Source organism: Devosia sp. Root635 (assembly GCF_001427605.1).
Taxonomy (GTDB): Bacteria; Pseudomonadota; Alphaproteobacteria; order Rhizobiales; family Devosiaceae; genus Devosia.
On the sequence record NZ_LMGZ01000019.1, the window covers coordinates 64,278 to 79,073 of the forward strand.

Below are 14,796 nucleotides of genomic sequence, written 5' to 3' on the forward strand. Positions count from 1 at the left end.
GGATGAGCATGACGCCGCAGATGGCCATCCAGATCACCGGCAAGTATGCCGCAAAGCCCGTCTTCGACCAGGCGGTCGCCGATGCGAACCGTGCCTCGGGCGCGATCGTGAGCACCGGCGGCCGCGTATCCACGGCGATGAATGACGCCGGCTTTGCGACATCCAACCTGGCGGCCCAGTTCAACGATATTGGCGTCATGCTCGCATCGGGCCAGTCGCCACTCTTGTTGGCGATCCAGCAGGGAACGCAGATCAGCCAGGTGCTCGGGCCCATGAAAGCAGGGGCCGCCGTCGCCGCTCTCAAGACGGCGCTGATGAGCCTGATCAGTCCGGTGACCCTGATCACCATCGGCTCAATCGCGGCGGGCGCAGCGCTCGTGCAATGGCTGATGAGTGCGCAGGGCAGCGCGGAAAGCGCCACCGAAGCCTTTGAGCGGCATCGCAAGGAAATCGAGGGCATTGTCGCGGGCTATGGAACAGCCGAAACGGCAGTTGGCGCCTATTTCGAGGCGGTGTCTCGGCTTCCTCGCTCGATCGCCACCAGCGAGCTTAACACTGCATTCGAGTCCATCGGTGCGGAGGTTGATGATTTCCGCGCGCAGATGGCAGACTTCGCCAACGATCCGCTGTTCACAAAGTTCGGCTCCGAGGCAAACCGATCGATGCAGGACCTAGCTGGGTCCTTCGCGAATGGAGAGATATCAGCCGAAGAGTTTCATCGTCGTTTGGAAGACGTCAAAGATCAGCTCAACCTGTTGGAGCAGGCCGGCGCGGCAATTCCCGGCTCGACGCGGAACATGATCGACGCGTGGCAGGAAGGCGCCATCAAGGCGATCCAGTTCGGCAATGGCATAGCCAACCTGGTCGCGCAGTCCCATGCCCTGGCAGGCATTGCGCGAGATGGCGACCTCACTTCATTCTTCGAGACCAATTCGGTCGAAAGCGCCCTTGAACAGCTTAAGCAACTGACCCCGGAGCTACGGACGCAGGCGCAAATTGCCCAGGAAATCCGCGATGCCGTGTTGAACAATCCAGCGAGCACTGAGGCGGGACGTGCCGCGGTCATCGCAGCCACCGATGAAGCTCTCGCGGCGCAGGCTACAGCCGCAGCGCGCCGGGAGTCGGCGTCCGCCGCGGGCAAGCAGGCCGATGCCTATGCCGGCGTCATCGCGAACCTCGAGCACGAATTAAAGCTGGTCAACCTCTCGGCCAGGGAGCAGGAGGTCCTCAACAATATCCGCTCGGCGGGCGTGGAGGCCTCAAGTCAGCAGGGCATGGCGATCCGCGCCGCAACCGAGGCGCTGTTCGACCAACAGAAGGCGGTCGAGGACCTCGAGAAGCAGCAGGAGCAGCTGCAGAAGACGATGGAAAAGCTGGGCGATATCGGCGTCAGTGCCATCGAATCTATCGCCGGCGCCTTCGATGACGGAAAGCTGTCCGGGCAGGAACTGCTGCGCATCGTGCTCCAGATTGGCAAGCAGCTGAGCCAGCTAGACTTCAGCGGCCTTGCGGGTGGCGGCGGCGGAAACTGGCTCTCCATGCTGTTCGGGGGCGGTCCAAATGTCGGAAGCAGCATTACCGGCAGCACGGGTGGCTTCTTCCCCGGCCTGACGGGCCCGAGCCTTGAGGGTGGCGGCTATACCGGCGATGGTGCCCGCTCCGGTGGCGTCGATGGCAAGGGCGGCTTTCCAGCAATCCTGCACCCGCAGGAAACGGTCATCGACCACGCAATTTCATCGGGCAGCGGCACCCGCTCGGTCGAGGTGCATGTGCACCAGGACGCAAGCCACGAAGGCCCTCCCGAGGCCAGCGTCAGCAGCAGCGGCAATGTCGATATCGTGCGGGTCATCGTCGGTACCGTAGCCCAGGCCATGGGCGAGGGACGGCTCGACGGCGCCATGAAAGCCAATTTCGGCCTTAGCAGAAAGCCCGCCTTCTGATGCCCGATACCTGGCCCATCACTGTGCGGCACAAGCCGCTTGCTGGCTCACCCCAGATCACGCCGTTCCGTGCGCCACTCGCCACGGACATGGAAGACGGCATGCAGCGGCGCCGTCGCTCGACTACCAAGAATGTCGCGACCATGGCCATGCGCATTCCGATGACCGCGGCCGAGCATGCGACATTCGAAGCGTGGGTGCGGGATACGCTGGCAGACGGCACGCTCGACTTCACCATGCCGGTCTGGAAGGGCGGCAGCTATGCCGACCGGACCTGCAGCCTGGTCGGCGGTCTCTACCAGTCCGCGTCGCGCGGCAGCAGCGGCTTCGAAGTGAGCTTCAATCTCGATATCGAGGACTATTGATGGTCGATCCCTGGAGCGCGGCGCTTGCCGAGGCCTATGCCGTGGCGCCGGCCGATGACTTCGTGATCCACACGCTTGAGCTACTGCACCCCGCATTCGTCGATGGTGATGACGAAGCCGACAGCATCCGCGTGGCCCTCGATGGCCGCGCATGGGACCTGGAGCTGGAAGCCGGAGCGCCGCTGTTCGGGGGCGAGGTGAAACGCTTCGAGCCCCTGTCACTCAAGGTCAGCCTGCCCGAGCAATCCGAGACCAGTTTCGGCTCGCTCAATCTCAGCCTCGACAACGTGCCCCGCACCATCTGGCCGAAGCTGCAGGCCGCCGCAAGGGTGCGGGCCTCCGCCCAGGTGATCTATCGCGAGTGGGTGGCTGTCAAATCGGGCAGCGAATACGAGACGGACGGCCCACCCGACATGATCATCGACCAGCTGACGATGCGCGTCGTGACGGCGACGCAGCTGCGCCTTTCCGGCACGGCATCATTCGTCGACCTGCTCAACCGGTCGTTCCCGCGGATGACATTCGACATGGAAAGCTACCCGGCCCTGTTCGGGGTTAGCGAATGACCCGCACCGAGATCGTCAACGCCCATATCGGGACGCCCTATTCGCTGGGCGGAAAAAAGGCCGGCACCGTGGATTGCTACGGCTCGGCCCGATTCCTGCAGCGGGAACTGTTCGGGCGCGCGATGCCGGATTTTGCCATGCCGGGAACGGCTGGCCGTTCGGCGATCGCCGCGGCGATCAGCGTGCACCCGGAGCGCCTGCAGTGGCGCGAAGTCGATGCGCCGACCGATGGCGCCCTGGTAACGATGGCCCGCAATGTGTGCGGCTACCATATCGGCACTTGGCTCGAAGAAGATGGCGGGGTGATCGTCCACGCCATCGAAGACTGCGGCGTCGTCGCCGACACGTTGCCGACGCTGGAAGCCATTGGCTGGCGCCGATTCCGGTTTCACCTGCCGATCTAATCCTTGGGACATTGATGACCTTTCACGACCCTCATCTGATGGCGGGCGGCCAAATCGTGCTGGTCACCGGCCCATTCGGCGCGCCGGAGCGCCAGATCGCGCTCGAGCGGCCGATGACGATCGCCGAAGCCATTGCCGTCAACGACCTGGCCTTCCACCTGCCGACAATCGCCGTCATGGGTGGCGAGCCGGTGATGCGCGGGCAATGGGCGCTGCGCATGGTTCGACCCGGCGAAACGCTGGCCTTCGTGGCGGTACCGGGCGGGGGCGGCGGGGAAGGCGACATCAGTGGCAAGCAGATCCTCGGCCTTGTCGCGGCCCTCGCTCTGTCGATTGCGGCGCCGATGATCGGTGGGGCGCTGTTCGGCATTGGCACGATCGGCGCCAGCATTGCCTCGGCCGCCATCCTGGCCGGCGGTACGATGCTGCTCAATGCCCTCTTTGCGCCGCCGGAAAGCACTGCCGAAAGTGCTGCGGCAGCCGACCCGATTTATTCGGTAACGGCCGCCAGCAATCAGGCCACGCCGCTCGACGTCGTTCCGGTGCTCTATGGCGAACTGGAATTCGCCCCGCGCTATGCCGCGCGGCCCTATAGCGAGTTCGCGGGCAACGACCAGTATCTCTACCAGCTGTTCACCGTGACGGCCGGCAAGGCTGCGGTGAAGCGGATCAAGATCGGCGAGACGGAAGCCTGGAACTCGACCACCGGCTACTCCTCGAGCTTTTCCGACCTCACCTTCGAAATCATCCAGCCCGGGCAGTCGATAACGCTGTTCCCGGCCAACGTGGTCACCTCGGCGGAAGTGTCGGGTCAGAACGTGCCCGACCCGGCCGCGGTGCTCGGGCCATTCGTGGTCAATGCTTCGGGCACGACCGTGGACCGGCTGGCCGTGGACTTCGCCTTTCCGGGAGGGTTGTGGACAGCTGACAAGAAGGGCGTCGCCGCGAACTCGATCGCTCTGCGGGCGCAGTATCAGCAGATCGACAATGTCGGTGCGCCTATCGGCGGTTGGAACACCCTGTTTGCCGAAACGATCTCGGCCGCGACCCGGACGCCGCAACGGATGACCCGCGCCGCCGATGTCGCGGCCGCGCGCTATCAGGTGCGGTTCCTCAGCGACGAGGCCTTCGACCCCGACGATGGCAGCGCCGTCAATAGCGTGGCTTGGGTTGGCCTACGCGGCTATCTCACCGGCTTCGAGACGCCCGCCAACACGACACTGCTGGCAATGCGCGTGCGCGCCAACGAGCAACTCAGCCAGCTGTCGTCGAGCCAGATCCGCGTGCTGGCCGAACGGCACCTACCTGTGTGGAACGGCTCGACTTGGGTGCTGCAGGCAACGCGTTCGATCGCGTGGGCGGCAGCCGACATCCTGCGCAATGCCGATTATTCACTGGGCCTGAGTGACGGCCAGTATGACCTGGCCGGCCTCGCGACGCTGGCAGCAACATGGTCCGGCAGGGGCGACACGTTCAATGCCATCTTCGACCGCGCATGGACCGCCGCCGACGCCCTGCGGGCCGTGCTGCGGGCCGGTCGGGCCCAGCCGGTGCGCATCGCCGGGACGCTCGGCTTCGTGCGCCTGCAGCCGCGCTCGATCAAGCGGGCGACCTTCACGCAGCGTAACGTCATCCGCGGCAGCTTCCAGCACAAGCTGGTGCTGTTCGACGAGGAGAAGCCTGACAGCGTCATCGGGCGCTTTATCGACGCCGCGACCTGGCAGCCGCGCGAGGTCAAGGCACAGCTGGCATCAGTGGGCGGCGACGCGCCGCAGACGATCGACTGGTTCGGCATTACCGACCGGGCACAGGTCTGGCGCGAGAGCGTTACCGAAGCGGCGGTCAATGCCTATCAGCGCGAGTTCGTCAGCTTCACCGCCGACTGGGAAGGCAAGCTGCTGGTGCGTGGCGATCCGATCCTTGTGCAGCACCCCTTCGTGCAGGGTGTTCAGACGGCGTCGCTGGAAGCGCGCTCAGGGGATGCCCTTACCCTGGATCGCGATATCGATGCGGTGACGGGCGATATCTACGTGATCCTTCGGGGCAAGGACGGCAAGGAGTGGGGACCGTGCCTCGCCGACAGCATTGTCGGCCGGGTCGTCACGCTCAATGCTACCGACCGAGCCGCCGTGGTCAGCGGCATGGGCAGCCTGGCCAGCATCCTGCCGGGCGCGCGCTCCGAGCGGGCGCATGTGCTGATCTGCGACGGCGAGATGCGGCCGTTCAACGGACTGGTGGTTTCGGCAGTGCCGCAGGACAGCGGCAAGGTCGAGGTGCTCGCGGTCGTCGACGCGCCGGAGATCTATCTCGCCGACCAGACGGAGACCATGCCGTCGCCTTACCTGCCGCCAGTGACACCGCCTGTCATTCCCCTGCGCCCAATGATCGTGGGTCTCTATGCAGCGCTGCGCTCCGGCGTCGCAGGGCTGGAGCTGGATGCGATGTGGCAGCCGGCACCGGGCGCGACGCTCGGTTATGTGGCCGAAGTTTCCTACGACGAAGAGAACACGTGGACACCGATCTATGCAGGCATGGGAAATCGGTTCTCCGCATCGGTGCTGCCCCAGCCGCTGGTGCTGCGGGTAGCGGCCGTAGGAGGGCTACAGGGGCCTTGGGTTTATCGAGAGTTCGACACTGCCGACTTGCCGCCCGGCGGCGGCTATATCGACGTGGTCGCCATCAACGATGAGTTCAAGAAGTTTGTCGGCATTCTCGCAGGCCCGGGCAGCTTGGTTGAGCGCCTCGATGAACTGCGCGACCGCCTGGCCCGGTTGGCCAACACTGGTACCGCCATCACCACGACGCACCACAAGGCCCTCGGCGTAGCAAAGGCAGAGTTCACCGAGCAGCTCACGATCATCGCCAATGAGACCGAAGCGGCCGTCGACCTGACGACGCTGCTGCTGGCCCAGTTCGGCGACAATGTCGCGGTTGCGGCCCAGCAGATCGGGGTGACCGCCAGCGAGCTTTACACCCAGGCGGTGTTCTCCCAGGAAGTCGCCGTCGAATATGGCGGCGTGACGGTTTCTGGGCTGCGTACGGCCGTTGCAATGGCTGGCCCTGACGGATGGGAAGTGAAGATCGCCGATGTGGTCAGGGCCACCGGCCTGGCCGTCGATGTTGAGGCCGGGACTTACACCCTGATCAATTCGGACGGCCAGAGCATGTGGGCCGCCAAAGCCAACAAGTTCGCCTTCCTCAGCCCCGATGGCACTACGCTGCGCATGCCGGTCTATTTCGACGGCACCACCCTGCATCTGACCGACACGGTGGTAAATGGCGACCTCGTGGTCACTGGCACCATTCGGACGGATCACCTGCAGATGGGCGCAGTGCTGGCGATGGTGACCACGGGTAAGGGTCCGGTGGTTTCGTCTGGCGGCCAGCTGCAGGCGGCGTCGATCTACGTGGCCGAAGGCGTGGTGCGCGTCGACGTGAATTGCGTGCTCAACCGCCCCAGCGAGAACCCCTGGAACTACGGGTATCTGACCATCCGCATCCTAAGGAACGGCAGTCAGGTCGATTATCGCAGCATCTTTTTCGACGACAACTTTGCCTACCCGATCGCCTTCACCTTTGCCGACTACCCGCCATCCGGACAGACACACACTTATTCGGTCGATGCCTATGGCGGCTCCTGGTCCATGCAGGATTGCGTGATCGGTCTCACCAATCACAAGAGGATCGGCTGATGCACGGCTATTCCATTTATCGGATTTCGACGGGTGAGATTGTGCCGGGCAGGAGCGGCTGGTGCTCCGAGTATCGTGACGTGGTGGCCCAGCCGATCAGCGAGGACGAGGCTTGCTTCGACCAGTTCCTGGAAGGGCGGGAGTTGTACATCGTGGGCCAGACTGCGACGCCACGCCCTGTTCTCCACGCCTCGGCCGAGGCCGTGGAGTTGGTAGCGGACGGCGTTGATAGCTTTGCCATTGAGCCAGTCCCGCCCGGTACCCGTGTGTCCTTTCGGGGCGAGTGGCACGTCATCGACGATGGCCTGCTGATCATCACAATCGCTGTGCCTGGTCCATACGACCTGGTGCTTGAGCCGCCATTCCCCTTCCAGCATCAGAACATCCGGATCAACGCCCATGCGCCTTGAGGTCCTAGTGACGCCCGCCATGGTCAAGGCTGAAGCTCGTCGCCGCATCGAGGAGGCGTTTCCGCTTTGGCGCCAGGCCAACATACTGCGCGAGGGTGGTCCGGCCGTCGCCGGTATGGGCGAGTTCATCGACGCCATTCGAACCAGGTCGGACGAGATCGAGACCCTTCACCCCATCCCCGCCGATTACTCGGCCGAACACTATTGGACCCTCCCATGAGCGGACGCCTTTTCTCGACCGGCACCGTATCGGTGACCAATGGCAGCAAGATCGTCACACTGGCCGGCGCCACCGTGGCAGAGTTCAATATGCGCGATGGCGACGATCTTCAGGTGCTGGGTCTGGGCTCGCGTATTGCGATCGCCCAACTTCTTCCCGACACAAACCAGTTTGAGCTGCTGCACAACTTCGACGGGGCCACAGGTGCGGCACTAGCTTACACGATCTACCGCAATCCCGCCGGATGGGGTTCCCAAGAGCTACTCGCCAGCCAGGTCGCGGACAACGTTCGCCTGCTTTCAGATGGCATTCCGATCGCCCAGGACGATCTCGATGCCATTGCGCAGGCTCGTGAAGAAACCGAGGATTTGGCCCTGCAGGCGTCGGGCTCGGCCGGCACCGCCACCAGCCAGGCCGGCATCGCTACCACGAAGGCGGGAGAGGCCGTCACCGTTCTGGATGAGGTAGAGACCCTGCGCGATGATGTGGCGGCGCGGGCTGCGCTCATTACATCGACCAGTCCTGGATCGGTTGTGGGTGCGGCGACCGGCGCAGAAATGATCGCCGGCGCGATCAATGACAAGGTGGCCACCCCGGTAAATACCAAGGTCGCCCTCGAAGCCAGGTTCGGTCCGACCGGCACCCAGATTGGCGCCTCAGAGGTTCGTTATCTCAGCGGCCACAAGGTGATCGGCGGCTTTTTGGATAACAATGGCCGCATGCCCCTCGCGATTACGGAAGAGGGCCTGATCCTCGGAAAGCTGGGGGTAGCGATCGGAGTGGCCAACGGCTTGTCGTTCAACCGAGACCCTGTGACCGGCCTTTACGAGATTTCGCTGGGGACAGAGGCCAACATGCTGCCCGTGGGCGGCAATGGCGACACTTTCGACACTCGGTCTCCGCGGTATTTTGACAGCAAAGAGGTGCTGTGGGCCCTGGAAGCCTCGAACGGTAGATGCCCGATCGTCGTGACTATCGACGGCCAAGTTTACCTCGCTAAGTCCAATGTGCAGGCGAATACCGACGCCATCGAAGCGGAGCTTGCGGTGCTGACCGAGCGCTTCGAGGCAATCGTGCCAACGGCGGAAATTGCCTGCTACGGGGACAGTCTCACCGCTGGCAGCTACCCCAGTCGGCTTGCCACCGTCCTTGATCGAAGTGTTTACAACCGCGGCATTGGTGGGCAGACCGCAAAGCAAATTGCCTCTCGTCAGGGAGGGTGGGTGCGGCTACTGACCGTGGAGAATGATGAGATCATCGAGGGCAGCAACCCTGTGACGGCGTTTGAGGGCGTGGCCATCAGCGCCGGCACTCGCAGCAGCGACCCACTTTCCACGGCGTCGAACAACACCGTCTACACCTTGCGAGGCACCCTGGCCGGTGTCCCAGGCGTCCTTAGCCGTGGCGCCTCTGGCGGCCCTCCTTCCACCGTCGAGACCTACGTCTTTGCTCCCGACGCGGGTCAGGTCTTGCCAGTCCGTTGCCCTCCCCAAGCCGCCTTTATCGTCGATCCCGAGGGCGACGATCGGCGGGTGAACATTTTCTGGCCTGGGCGCAACGACACCTGGGCCGACACCAATATCCAGCTGTCGGTGGACTGGATGGTTTCCCGCCTGGCAACAGGAGAGAAGCGCTTCGTCATCATGAGTGTGCTCAATGGCGAGTACGCGACCGAGGATGTGGGCGGCGCCCGCTATAACCAGATCATCGCCATCAACACCGCCGTCCAGTCGAAATACCCCGCGAACTACCTGGACATTCGCCGGTACCTAATCGACCACGGGCTCGCCACCCTTGGCATTACCCCGACCGCACAGGACCTGCTCGACGTCGAGCGGGACATCGTTCCGGTCTCACTCCGGGTGGACGGCATTCACCTCACCGGCGATGCCCTGCAGCTTGTTGCCGAGCAGCTTGCCGACTTCATCATAGCAAAGGGCTGGTAATGAGCTTCATCGCAAAACTTTCGCAGGCGGTTACGGATGTGACTATCCCGTCCACGACGTTGGACCCTGTTGTGAATGCGGGGACGTCCTGGCTGTTCGACTTCACCAACCCGTATTGCAATACCAACCCCGCTGGAAACCTTGCCGCGGGAAGCACCTTCAGAAACTTGGTCGAGGGGGCCGCAGATGCCGTCGTGGTGCGGCCAGCAGGCACAACGGCTATCGAGAACCTCGCCGCGCTCGCCGGGCTGCGCTGGAACGCGAGCAGTGCATTTACAAACATAGATCAGGTCGATTTGGGGTCTGGCTACTCCTTCGCGCCCTCGACGCCGTTCGTCATTGGCGTATGGCTCAAGCAGGCAGCAGATGGAAACACCGCGGCCTACCAGCCCGTGGCCAGGCGCACCCTAACCAACGCAAATGCTTCTCAGTGGATCATCGATAGCGGCGCTAGTGGCAACAATCATCGCGGCAACGTGGGCAATTTGGAGGGCACGTCATCCACCGGTCCCAGCCCATCGGCAGTCCAAAATCTGTTGGCACGAGACGTGGTTCACCACGTGGCCTTCTCATATCAGCCAGGAGCAAACGGCGTCCGGCTGTGGCACAACGGCGCTGAGGTCAGCCCAATTGGTCCGATAACCGGGCCTGCCGAGCTGCGAGCTGAGGCTGCGACCCACATTCTGCTCGCATTGGCGGGCAAGGGCAGCATTTACCGGTTCTGGTCGGAACGGTACGCCCTCGCAGACCGGACAGCCGCGCAGGCCGTGGCCCAGGAGTGGTCGCTCAACACCGGGCGGTTTGTCTAGGACAGAGCTCTTAGTTTTTGAAGGTCGGCCTGCAAGGGTCTTATAGCCGGAAGGCTGCCGAGGGCGGCCATGCTGATGAGAGTGCCGCCATCGAGGGCGATCATGTAGCTAAAGTTCACCGCGTTCTTTTGCAGCTCTTCGAGAATTGCAGGCTGGTTCTCGAGGAGAATGCCCGTGTGGGCTGCAATAGCGACGGAGAACATCAACCCCGGCCCCATCCGGTTTACCTTCGCGTACCGAACCCCCTCCGCGCCAAGCTTCACCGATCGGATCTTAAAGGTGAAGACCGTCGCCCAGTGGGCCAGATAGCCCATGTCAAACCAGTCCAGTTCGGAGAAGGTGTCGGTGGGCCCCTCCGGATCTAGGCGCATGCCAATCATCGAACGGCGCACGAACTCATAGGTGGAAACCTTTCGCCCCGTCGAGAGGGTCCAAGGTTTTGGCTCGTCCAGTCCGTCAATGATCAAGTTGTAGTTCAAGTCAGCCAGCGAGCGCCGGCCGTCCAATGCGGACACAAGCGCAGCACCAGGCAGCGTTCCAGGGCAGTCGATCAAGAAATTCGCCATAAAAGCGAGTTCCCGCGGGCCACCACCAAGTGCAGCCAAGTGACCAAGGACCTCCCCGGTTATCGTGATGACCCCGGCGACCTTTGGTTCCGCAATGATGTCGCGTGGATGCGTGGCGCAGGCGGCATGAGGTCCATCAACGACACTTACCACCAGCAGATCCTCGATGTCGCCGTAGGCAATATCGAAAAGCCGGTGGTCATTGGCGCCCTTGATAGACCTGCGGTGCCATTCGCTAATTCGGTCGCGAGCTTGAGCTAGGTTGTGTTCGACAGCACCCTCGAAGCTCTCGCGACCGCGATACATTTGAAACCAGATCAGCACCCTGCCGACACGCAGGAGCATGTCAGCCGGCTCTTTGCCGTCGCTCCACTGGTTGGGATGAAACAACTCGCTCATGCCCACTGAGCTCTTTACGAAAGAGGCGATGAGTTTCTCTTGCTCAGAGCGCGGCAGGCCAATCCTCTTCCGGCGTCCTGTCTTCGGCAAATCTAGTTCCACCCGATAAGGCCGGCCCGCCACGCGGATTGTGGGGCGGCACGACGGCAACTGCAACTAACCACCAACAACGGAGCCTTCCTAATGAAACTGACCGCCAATTGGCGGGCAGTGCTGCTGCGCGCGTGGAGCGTGCGGCTGATGCTGCTTGCCGCCCTGCTATCCGGCCTCGAGGTGGCGCTGCCCCTCATGCACGGGTTCTTCCCCCTCGATCCCGGTGTTTTCGCCCTGCTGTCGTTTGCCGCGACGGCCGGCGCCGTGGTTGCCCGCTTCATCGTTCAGAAAGGACTGACCAATGGCTCGTAGCCGCCTCAAGACTGCCGGCGCCCTCATGGCCGCCGCGATCGCCCTCGTTGGGTCGTGGGAGGGCCTGCGCACCGTTGCCTATCCCGACCGACTGGCCAATGGCATTCCCACGGTCTGCTTTGGCGAAACGCGCGGGGTGAAGCTGGGCGATAGCTACACGGTCGAGCAATGCCAGGTGATGCTGGGGCAGGGGCTGGTCGACTTCGAGGCCGGCATGCGCCGGTGCCTGGTGGCTCCGGACAGCATCCCCGATCAGCCCTACGTCGCCTTCCTGTCGCTGTCCTATAACATTGGCACGGGTGCATTCTGCCGCTCGACCGTCGCCCGCAAGGCCAATGCCGGCGACATTCGCGGCGCGTGCAACGCCATTCCGATGTGGAACCGGGCGGGTGGCAAGGTTTTGCCCGGCTTGATTAATCGCCGGGCTGATGAGCGGCGCCTGTGCCTCGAAGGGGTGAGGTGATGGAGAAGCGCACAGATCCTCTGCCCGCCATCTTCGTGCCGTATGCCGAATTTTTCGATGAAGACATGGGCGCGAAGGTGCCGGGCTCCATCAGCGTCAGCGACGAAGACGGCCGGTGGCTCTATGGCTGCCCATGCGGCTGCGGCACGGCCGGCGCGTTGCGGGTGGCTGCTGGCGAGAAGCCTGCCCAGTCGCCGTCCTGGCTGTGGAATGGCTCGACTGAAAAGCCGACGCTGACACCATCGGTCCACCATGTCGGCCATTGGCACGGCTGGCTGACCGAAGGGGTGTGGCTATCATGCTGAACCCCACCGGCCTGGGCCTCATCGCCGCGGCGCTGTCCGCCAGTCTCGTCGCCGGCTCGGCCGGCTGGTTCGGACGCGGCCTCATCTTCGATAATTTCGAGCGGCCGGCCATAATCGAAGCCGCCACCGACAAAGCAAATGACGCGGCCACGATCCGCGTCATGGACGCTGCCAACCGAGCCGAGGCTGCTGAGCGTGCACGCATGCAGCGCGCCAGTGCCGAAGCCCTTCGCATCTACAAGGAAGCCCTTGCCACCAGCGAGCGGGCCACCGTGGAAGCTCAAACCCGTCTTGACCAGGAGATTGCCGCCTATGAAGCCGAACTTGCTGCTGCAGGCCTCTCTCGCACTGTCACTCGCCGTGATCTTGAGTGGGTGCGGGGCAACGTCCCGTAACGCCCAGATCGCGGCGGGAGAGCGGATCGGTCAGGCTGTTGCCAAGCCTGACCTGGAGCGTCAACCGGATGAGTGTGGCAAGAGATTTCCAATGCTCGATGTGCCCGTAGGTCAGGAGCTGACGACGGTGTGGAAGCGCTACGAAGTTTATGTGGAGGGTCCGATCAACGATCGCATCACCCGCTGCTTTGAGTTCAACGAAAACCAGATCAACGGCCTTAGCGGCCGGTGACAGCAGCGGCGGGAGCGTCACCGCCTGACCTTTACCCTGTTTGATCAGAGCGCAGATGTCGCCCCCACCACAAAGCACCGCCTATCTGCTTGGCCAACTCATCGAGGGCGTGGCCGGTCTTCGCCGCGACATTACCGAGCTGCGCGAGGATTTCGACGAAGAGAAGGGCCATGACCGGGATGCCCGAAGGGACATGCATCGCAAGATCGATGAGCTCACAGACAGGGTGGGCAAGGTCGAAGGCAAGATCGAGATCGCCGGACAGGTGACAGCCCAGACCCGCGACCGGATCGACGACGTCAGCGCTGACGTAACCGAGCGACTGGATGGCTTTGACAAAACGCTGACCGTCGATGTCACGCCAACCGTCGAAGAGTTCAAGCGCATGAAGATGATCGGCATGTCGGTTGTCGGGGTCGTTGCGCTTGGCGGCACTGCCTTCGGGGCGTCACTCATCTGGTGGGGCGAGCAGGTTGTCGCCACCATCAGGTCTTTGCTCCGCATCCCGTAATCGCTTAGCTAGTGCGGCCCATACGGGATAATCGCATCGTCTTCGAGCCGGCGTATCTCGGCCTCGAGACGAGGATTGTCCGCCAGCACCTTGGCGATGCCAGAAAGCATGTCGCCGACCTCTGCCGCGTCGCCAGCTGCCATGGTGAAATCGAACCGTTTGCCGGCGGCGTCCTTGATTGACAAAACGGCCCGCGGGCCTTCGCCAAGCACGATGGTGACCGCGAAGGCGTCAAGCTGGTGCGCTAGCATGTTGGGGTCCCATCGGCCGTTGTCGAGCGGGTTGAATGTGGCTGCCATTGCGTTCTCCTTTCCCTTTTTGAACACCCAACGGCATGGACGAGTCAAGCACTTGTTCTCTTTCTGTTCACGGTGGTAAGAGTCGACACTTCCGACAGGAGGTGACCCGTGAACCTTGCCATTAAGCTGAACGACGCCGAGCGCATCCGCCGCGCCATTGCCGCTGAACCTGACCTGACCGAGGCCGATCTCAAGCATCGACTGGGGGTTACGTCAGGACAGATCAAGGCTGCCCTGCAGTATCGGGGCGTCCAAAAGACCGGTCGACGCTCGAGGTGAGCGGTGGAAGAGTTTCCTCGCTTGAGATGGCACAAGGGCGGGCGAGGCTTCCGGGCCTATCCCATGGGCAACCACTCCGGCTCGATCGAGAAGCGATACGTTGAAATATGGCTGCAGGTCAGCGGCCTCAGAGGCCATCCGCCGCACGATTACTACGAAAACTGGAACTGGCTGGTGTCCTGGGAGGGGTGGTTTTCGGAGCACGGCGTCGCCGAAGGCAAGCAGGCAGCGGCCGATAAGGCGACTGAGAAGTGGTGGACCTGGGTACAAACCGAACTGCCCCGCAACCTCGAACTCGAAGTGGCGATGATCGTCGCCCGTACTCCGGTGCGGCCCCTGCCAAACAGTCTGCTTGGCGAAGACACCGAGTTTCTGCGCAAGGTCCAGTGGTGGCTCAACGAGGTCTACAAGACGGCGTCGAAGCCTGATGAAGCGCCGCGTCCTGCCACGGATCTGATGGCAAGGCTGTCCGAGGAGTTGCATCGCCGACGCCTGACGGAGCCCCAGCCTGAGCAGCCGGCCGGACCCGCCGTCAGCGGCGGTTATCGCCGTCGTCGGCGCTGAGTTCGTTCAGCAGGGCTAGGCACGTT

Annotated in this window: 19 protein-coding genes; 17 read left to right on the forward strand and 2 right to left on the reverse strand. The window is 63.1% G+C overall.

Features of this window, described 5'->3' with window-relative positions:
• Positions 1-8 precede the first annotated feature (8 nt).
• Genes ASD80_RS11530 through ASD80_RS11570 form a run of 9 tightly spaced genes read left to right on the forward strand, consistent with a single transcriptional unit; the run spans position 9 to position 10,352 of the window.
• Positions 9-1,940 carry a phage tail length tape measure family protein gene (locus tag ASD80_RS11530; protein WP_056232918.1) on the forward strand — a complete coding sequence of 644 codons (1,932 nt, stop codon included), beginning with the start codon at positions 9-11 and terminating at the stop codon, positions 1,938-1,940.
• Positions 1,940-2,305 carry a hypothetical protein gene (locus tag ASD80_RS11535; RefSeq protein WP_056232920.1) on the forward strand — a complete coding sequence of 122 codons (366 nt, stop codon included), beginning with the start codon at positions 1,940-1,942 and terminating at the stop codon, positions 2,303-2,305. Before ASD80_RS11530 ends, ASD80_RS11535 begins: the two co-directional genes overlap by 1 nt.
• Entirely contained in the window at positions 2,305-2,871 is a 567-nt protein-coding gene (locus tag ASD80_RS11540; protein ID WP_056232922.1) for a DUF1833 family protein, read from the forward strand. Before ASD80_RS11535 ends, ASD80_RS11540 begins: the two co-directional genes overlap by 1 nt.
• Entirely contained in the window at positions 2,868-3,275 is a 408-nt protein-coding gene (locus tag ASD80_RS11545; RefSeq protein ID WP_056232925.1) for a C40 family peptidase, read from the forward strand. The genes ASD80_RS11540 and ASD80_RS11545 overlap by 4 nt, the downstream gene beginning before the upstream one ends.
• Positions 3,276-3,289: 14 nt before the next feature.
• On the forward strand, positions 3,290-6,967 hold the full coding sequence (locus ASD80_RS11550) for a host specificity factor TipJ family phage tail protein (RefSeq protein ID WP_082555225.1): 3,678 nt from the start codon (positions 3,290-3,292) through the stop codon (positions 6,965-6,967).
• Positions 6,967-7,377, forward strand: a complete 411-nt coding sequence (locus ASD80_RS11555; RefSeq protein ID WP_056232928.1) for a hypothetical protein — start codon at positions 6,967-6,969, stop codon at positions 7,375-7,377. Before ASD80_RS11550 ends, ASD80_RS11555 begins: the two co-directional genes overlap by 1 nt.
• A complete protein-coding gene (locus tag ASD80_RS11560) occupies positions 7,367-7,597 on the forward strand; it encodes a hypothetical protein (protein ID WP_056232930.1) in 231 nt (76 codons plus the stop codon). Before ASD80_RS11555 ends, ASD80_RS11560 begins: the two co-directional genes overlap by 11 nt.
• Positions 7,594-9,543, forward strand: a complete 1,950-nt coding sequence (locus ASD80_RS11565; protein WP_056232932.1) for a hypothetical protein — start codon at positions 7,594-7,596, stop codon at positions 9,541-9,543. Before ASD80_RS11560 ends, ASD80_RS11565 begins: the two co-directional genes overlap by 4 nt.
• Positions 9,543-10,352 carry a hypothetical protein gene (locus ASD80_RS11570; RefSeq protein ID WP_056232934.1) on the forward strand — a complete coding sequence of 270 codons (810 nt, stop codon included), beginning with the start codon at positions 9,543-9,545 and terminating at the stop codon, positions 10,350-10,352. Before ASD80_RS11565 ends, ASD80_RS11570 begins: the two co-directional genes overlap by 1 nt.
• On the opposite strand, the gene ASD80_RS11575 is transcribed toward ASD80_RS11570, so the two are convergent.
• Positions 10,349-11,317 (reverse strand): hypothetical protein, encoded by a 969-nt coding sequence (locus ASD80_RS11575; RefSeq protein WP_156460420.1) that lies wholly within the window; start codon positions 11,315-11,317, stop codon positions 10,349-10,351. The two genes, ASD80_RS11570 and ASD80_RS11575, sit on opposite strands and share 4 nt — an antisense overlap.
• 183 nt (positions 11,318-11,500) lie before the next feature.
• On the opposite strand from ASD80_RS11575, the gene ASD80_RS11580 reads away from it, so the two are divergent.
• The 6 genes from ASD80_RS11580 to ASD80_RS11600 all read left to right on the forward strand — a co-directional run bounded on the left by ASD80_RS11580 (position 11,501) and on the right by ASD80_RS11600 (position 13,628).
• Positions 11,501-11,722, forward strand: a complete 222-nt coding sequence (locus ASD80_RS11580; RefSeq protein ID WP_056232937.1) for a hypothetical protein — start codon at positions 11,501-11,503, stop codon at positions 11,720-11,722.
• Positions 11,712-12,185 carry a lysozyme gene (locus ASD80_RS11585; RefSeq protein ID WP_244488990.1) on the forward strand — a complete coding sequence of 158 codons (474 nt, stop codon included), beginning with the start codon at positions 11,712-11,714 and terminating at the stop codon, positions 12,183-12,185. Before ASD80_RS11580 ends, ASD80_RS11585 begins: the two co-directional genes overlap by 11 nt.
• On the forward strand, positions 12,185-12,490 hold the full coding sequence (locus ASD80_RS11590) for a DUF6527 family protein (protein WP_244488991.1): 306 nt from the start codon (positions 12,185-12,187) through the stop codon (positions 12,488-12,490). The genes ASD80_RS11585 and ASD80_RS11590 overlap by 1 nt, the downstream gene beginning before the upstream one ends.
• Positions 12,484-12,885: a hypothetical protein gene (locus tag ASD80_RS11595; RefSeq protein ID WP_056232942.1), complete on the forward strand. Its 402-nt coding sequence runs from the start codon at positions 12,484-12,486 to the stop codon at positions 12,883-12,885. Before ASD80_RS11590 ends, ASD80_RS11595 begins: the two co-directional genes overlap by 7 nt.
• A 91-nt stretch (positions 12,886-12,976) precedes the next feature.
• Entirely contained in the window at positions 12,977-13,117 is a 141-nt protein-coding gene (locus ASD80_RS18760) for a hypothetical protein (protein WP_156460421.1), read from the forward strand.
• 55 nt (positions 13,118-13,172) lie between these two features.
• Positions 13,173-13,628, forward strand: coding sequence for a DUF1515 family protein (locus tag ASD80_RS11600; protein ID WP_056232944.1), 456 nt, complete (start codon positions 13,173-13,175; stop codon positions 13,626-13,628).
• A gap of 8 nt (positions 13,629-13,636) precedes the next feature.
• Here the strand turns inward: ASD80_RS11600 and ASD80_RS18765 are convergent, their stop codons facing one another.
• Complete coding sequence (locus ASD80_RS18765; RefSeq protein WP_156460422.1) at positions 13,637-13,927, reverse strand: hypothetical protein; 291 nt, start codon at positions 13,925-13,927, stop codon at positions 13,637-13,639.
• Positions 13,928-14,035: 108 nt separating this feature from the next.
• Between ASD80_RS18765 and ASD80_RS18770 the strand changes: the two genes are divergently transcribed.
• Both ASD80_RS18770 and ASD80_RS11610 read left to right on the forward strand, forming a co-directional pair.
• Complete coding sequence (locus ASD80_RS18770) at positions 14,036-14,206, forward strand: hypothetical protein (RefSeq protein ID WP_156460423.1); 171 nt, start codon at positions 14,036-14,038, stop codon at positions 14,204-14,206.
• A gap of 63 nt (positions 14,207-14,269) precedes the next feature.
• Entirely contained in the window at positions 14,270-14,770 is a 501-nt protein-coding gene (locus tag ASD80_RS11610; RefSeq protein ID WP_056232948.1) for a hypothetical protein, read from the forward strand.
• The last annotated feature ends 26 nt before the right edge of the window (positions 14,771-14,796 follow it).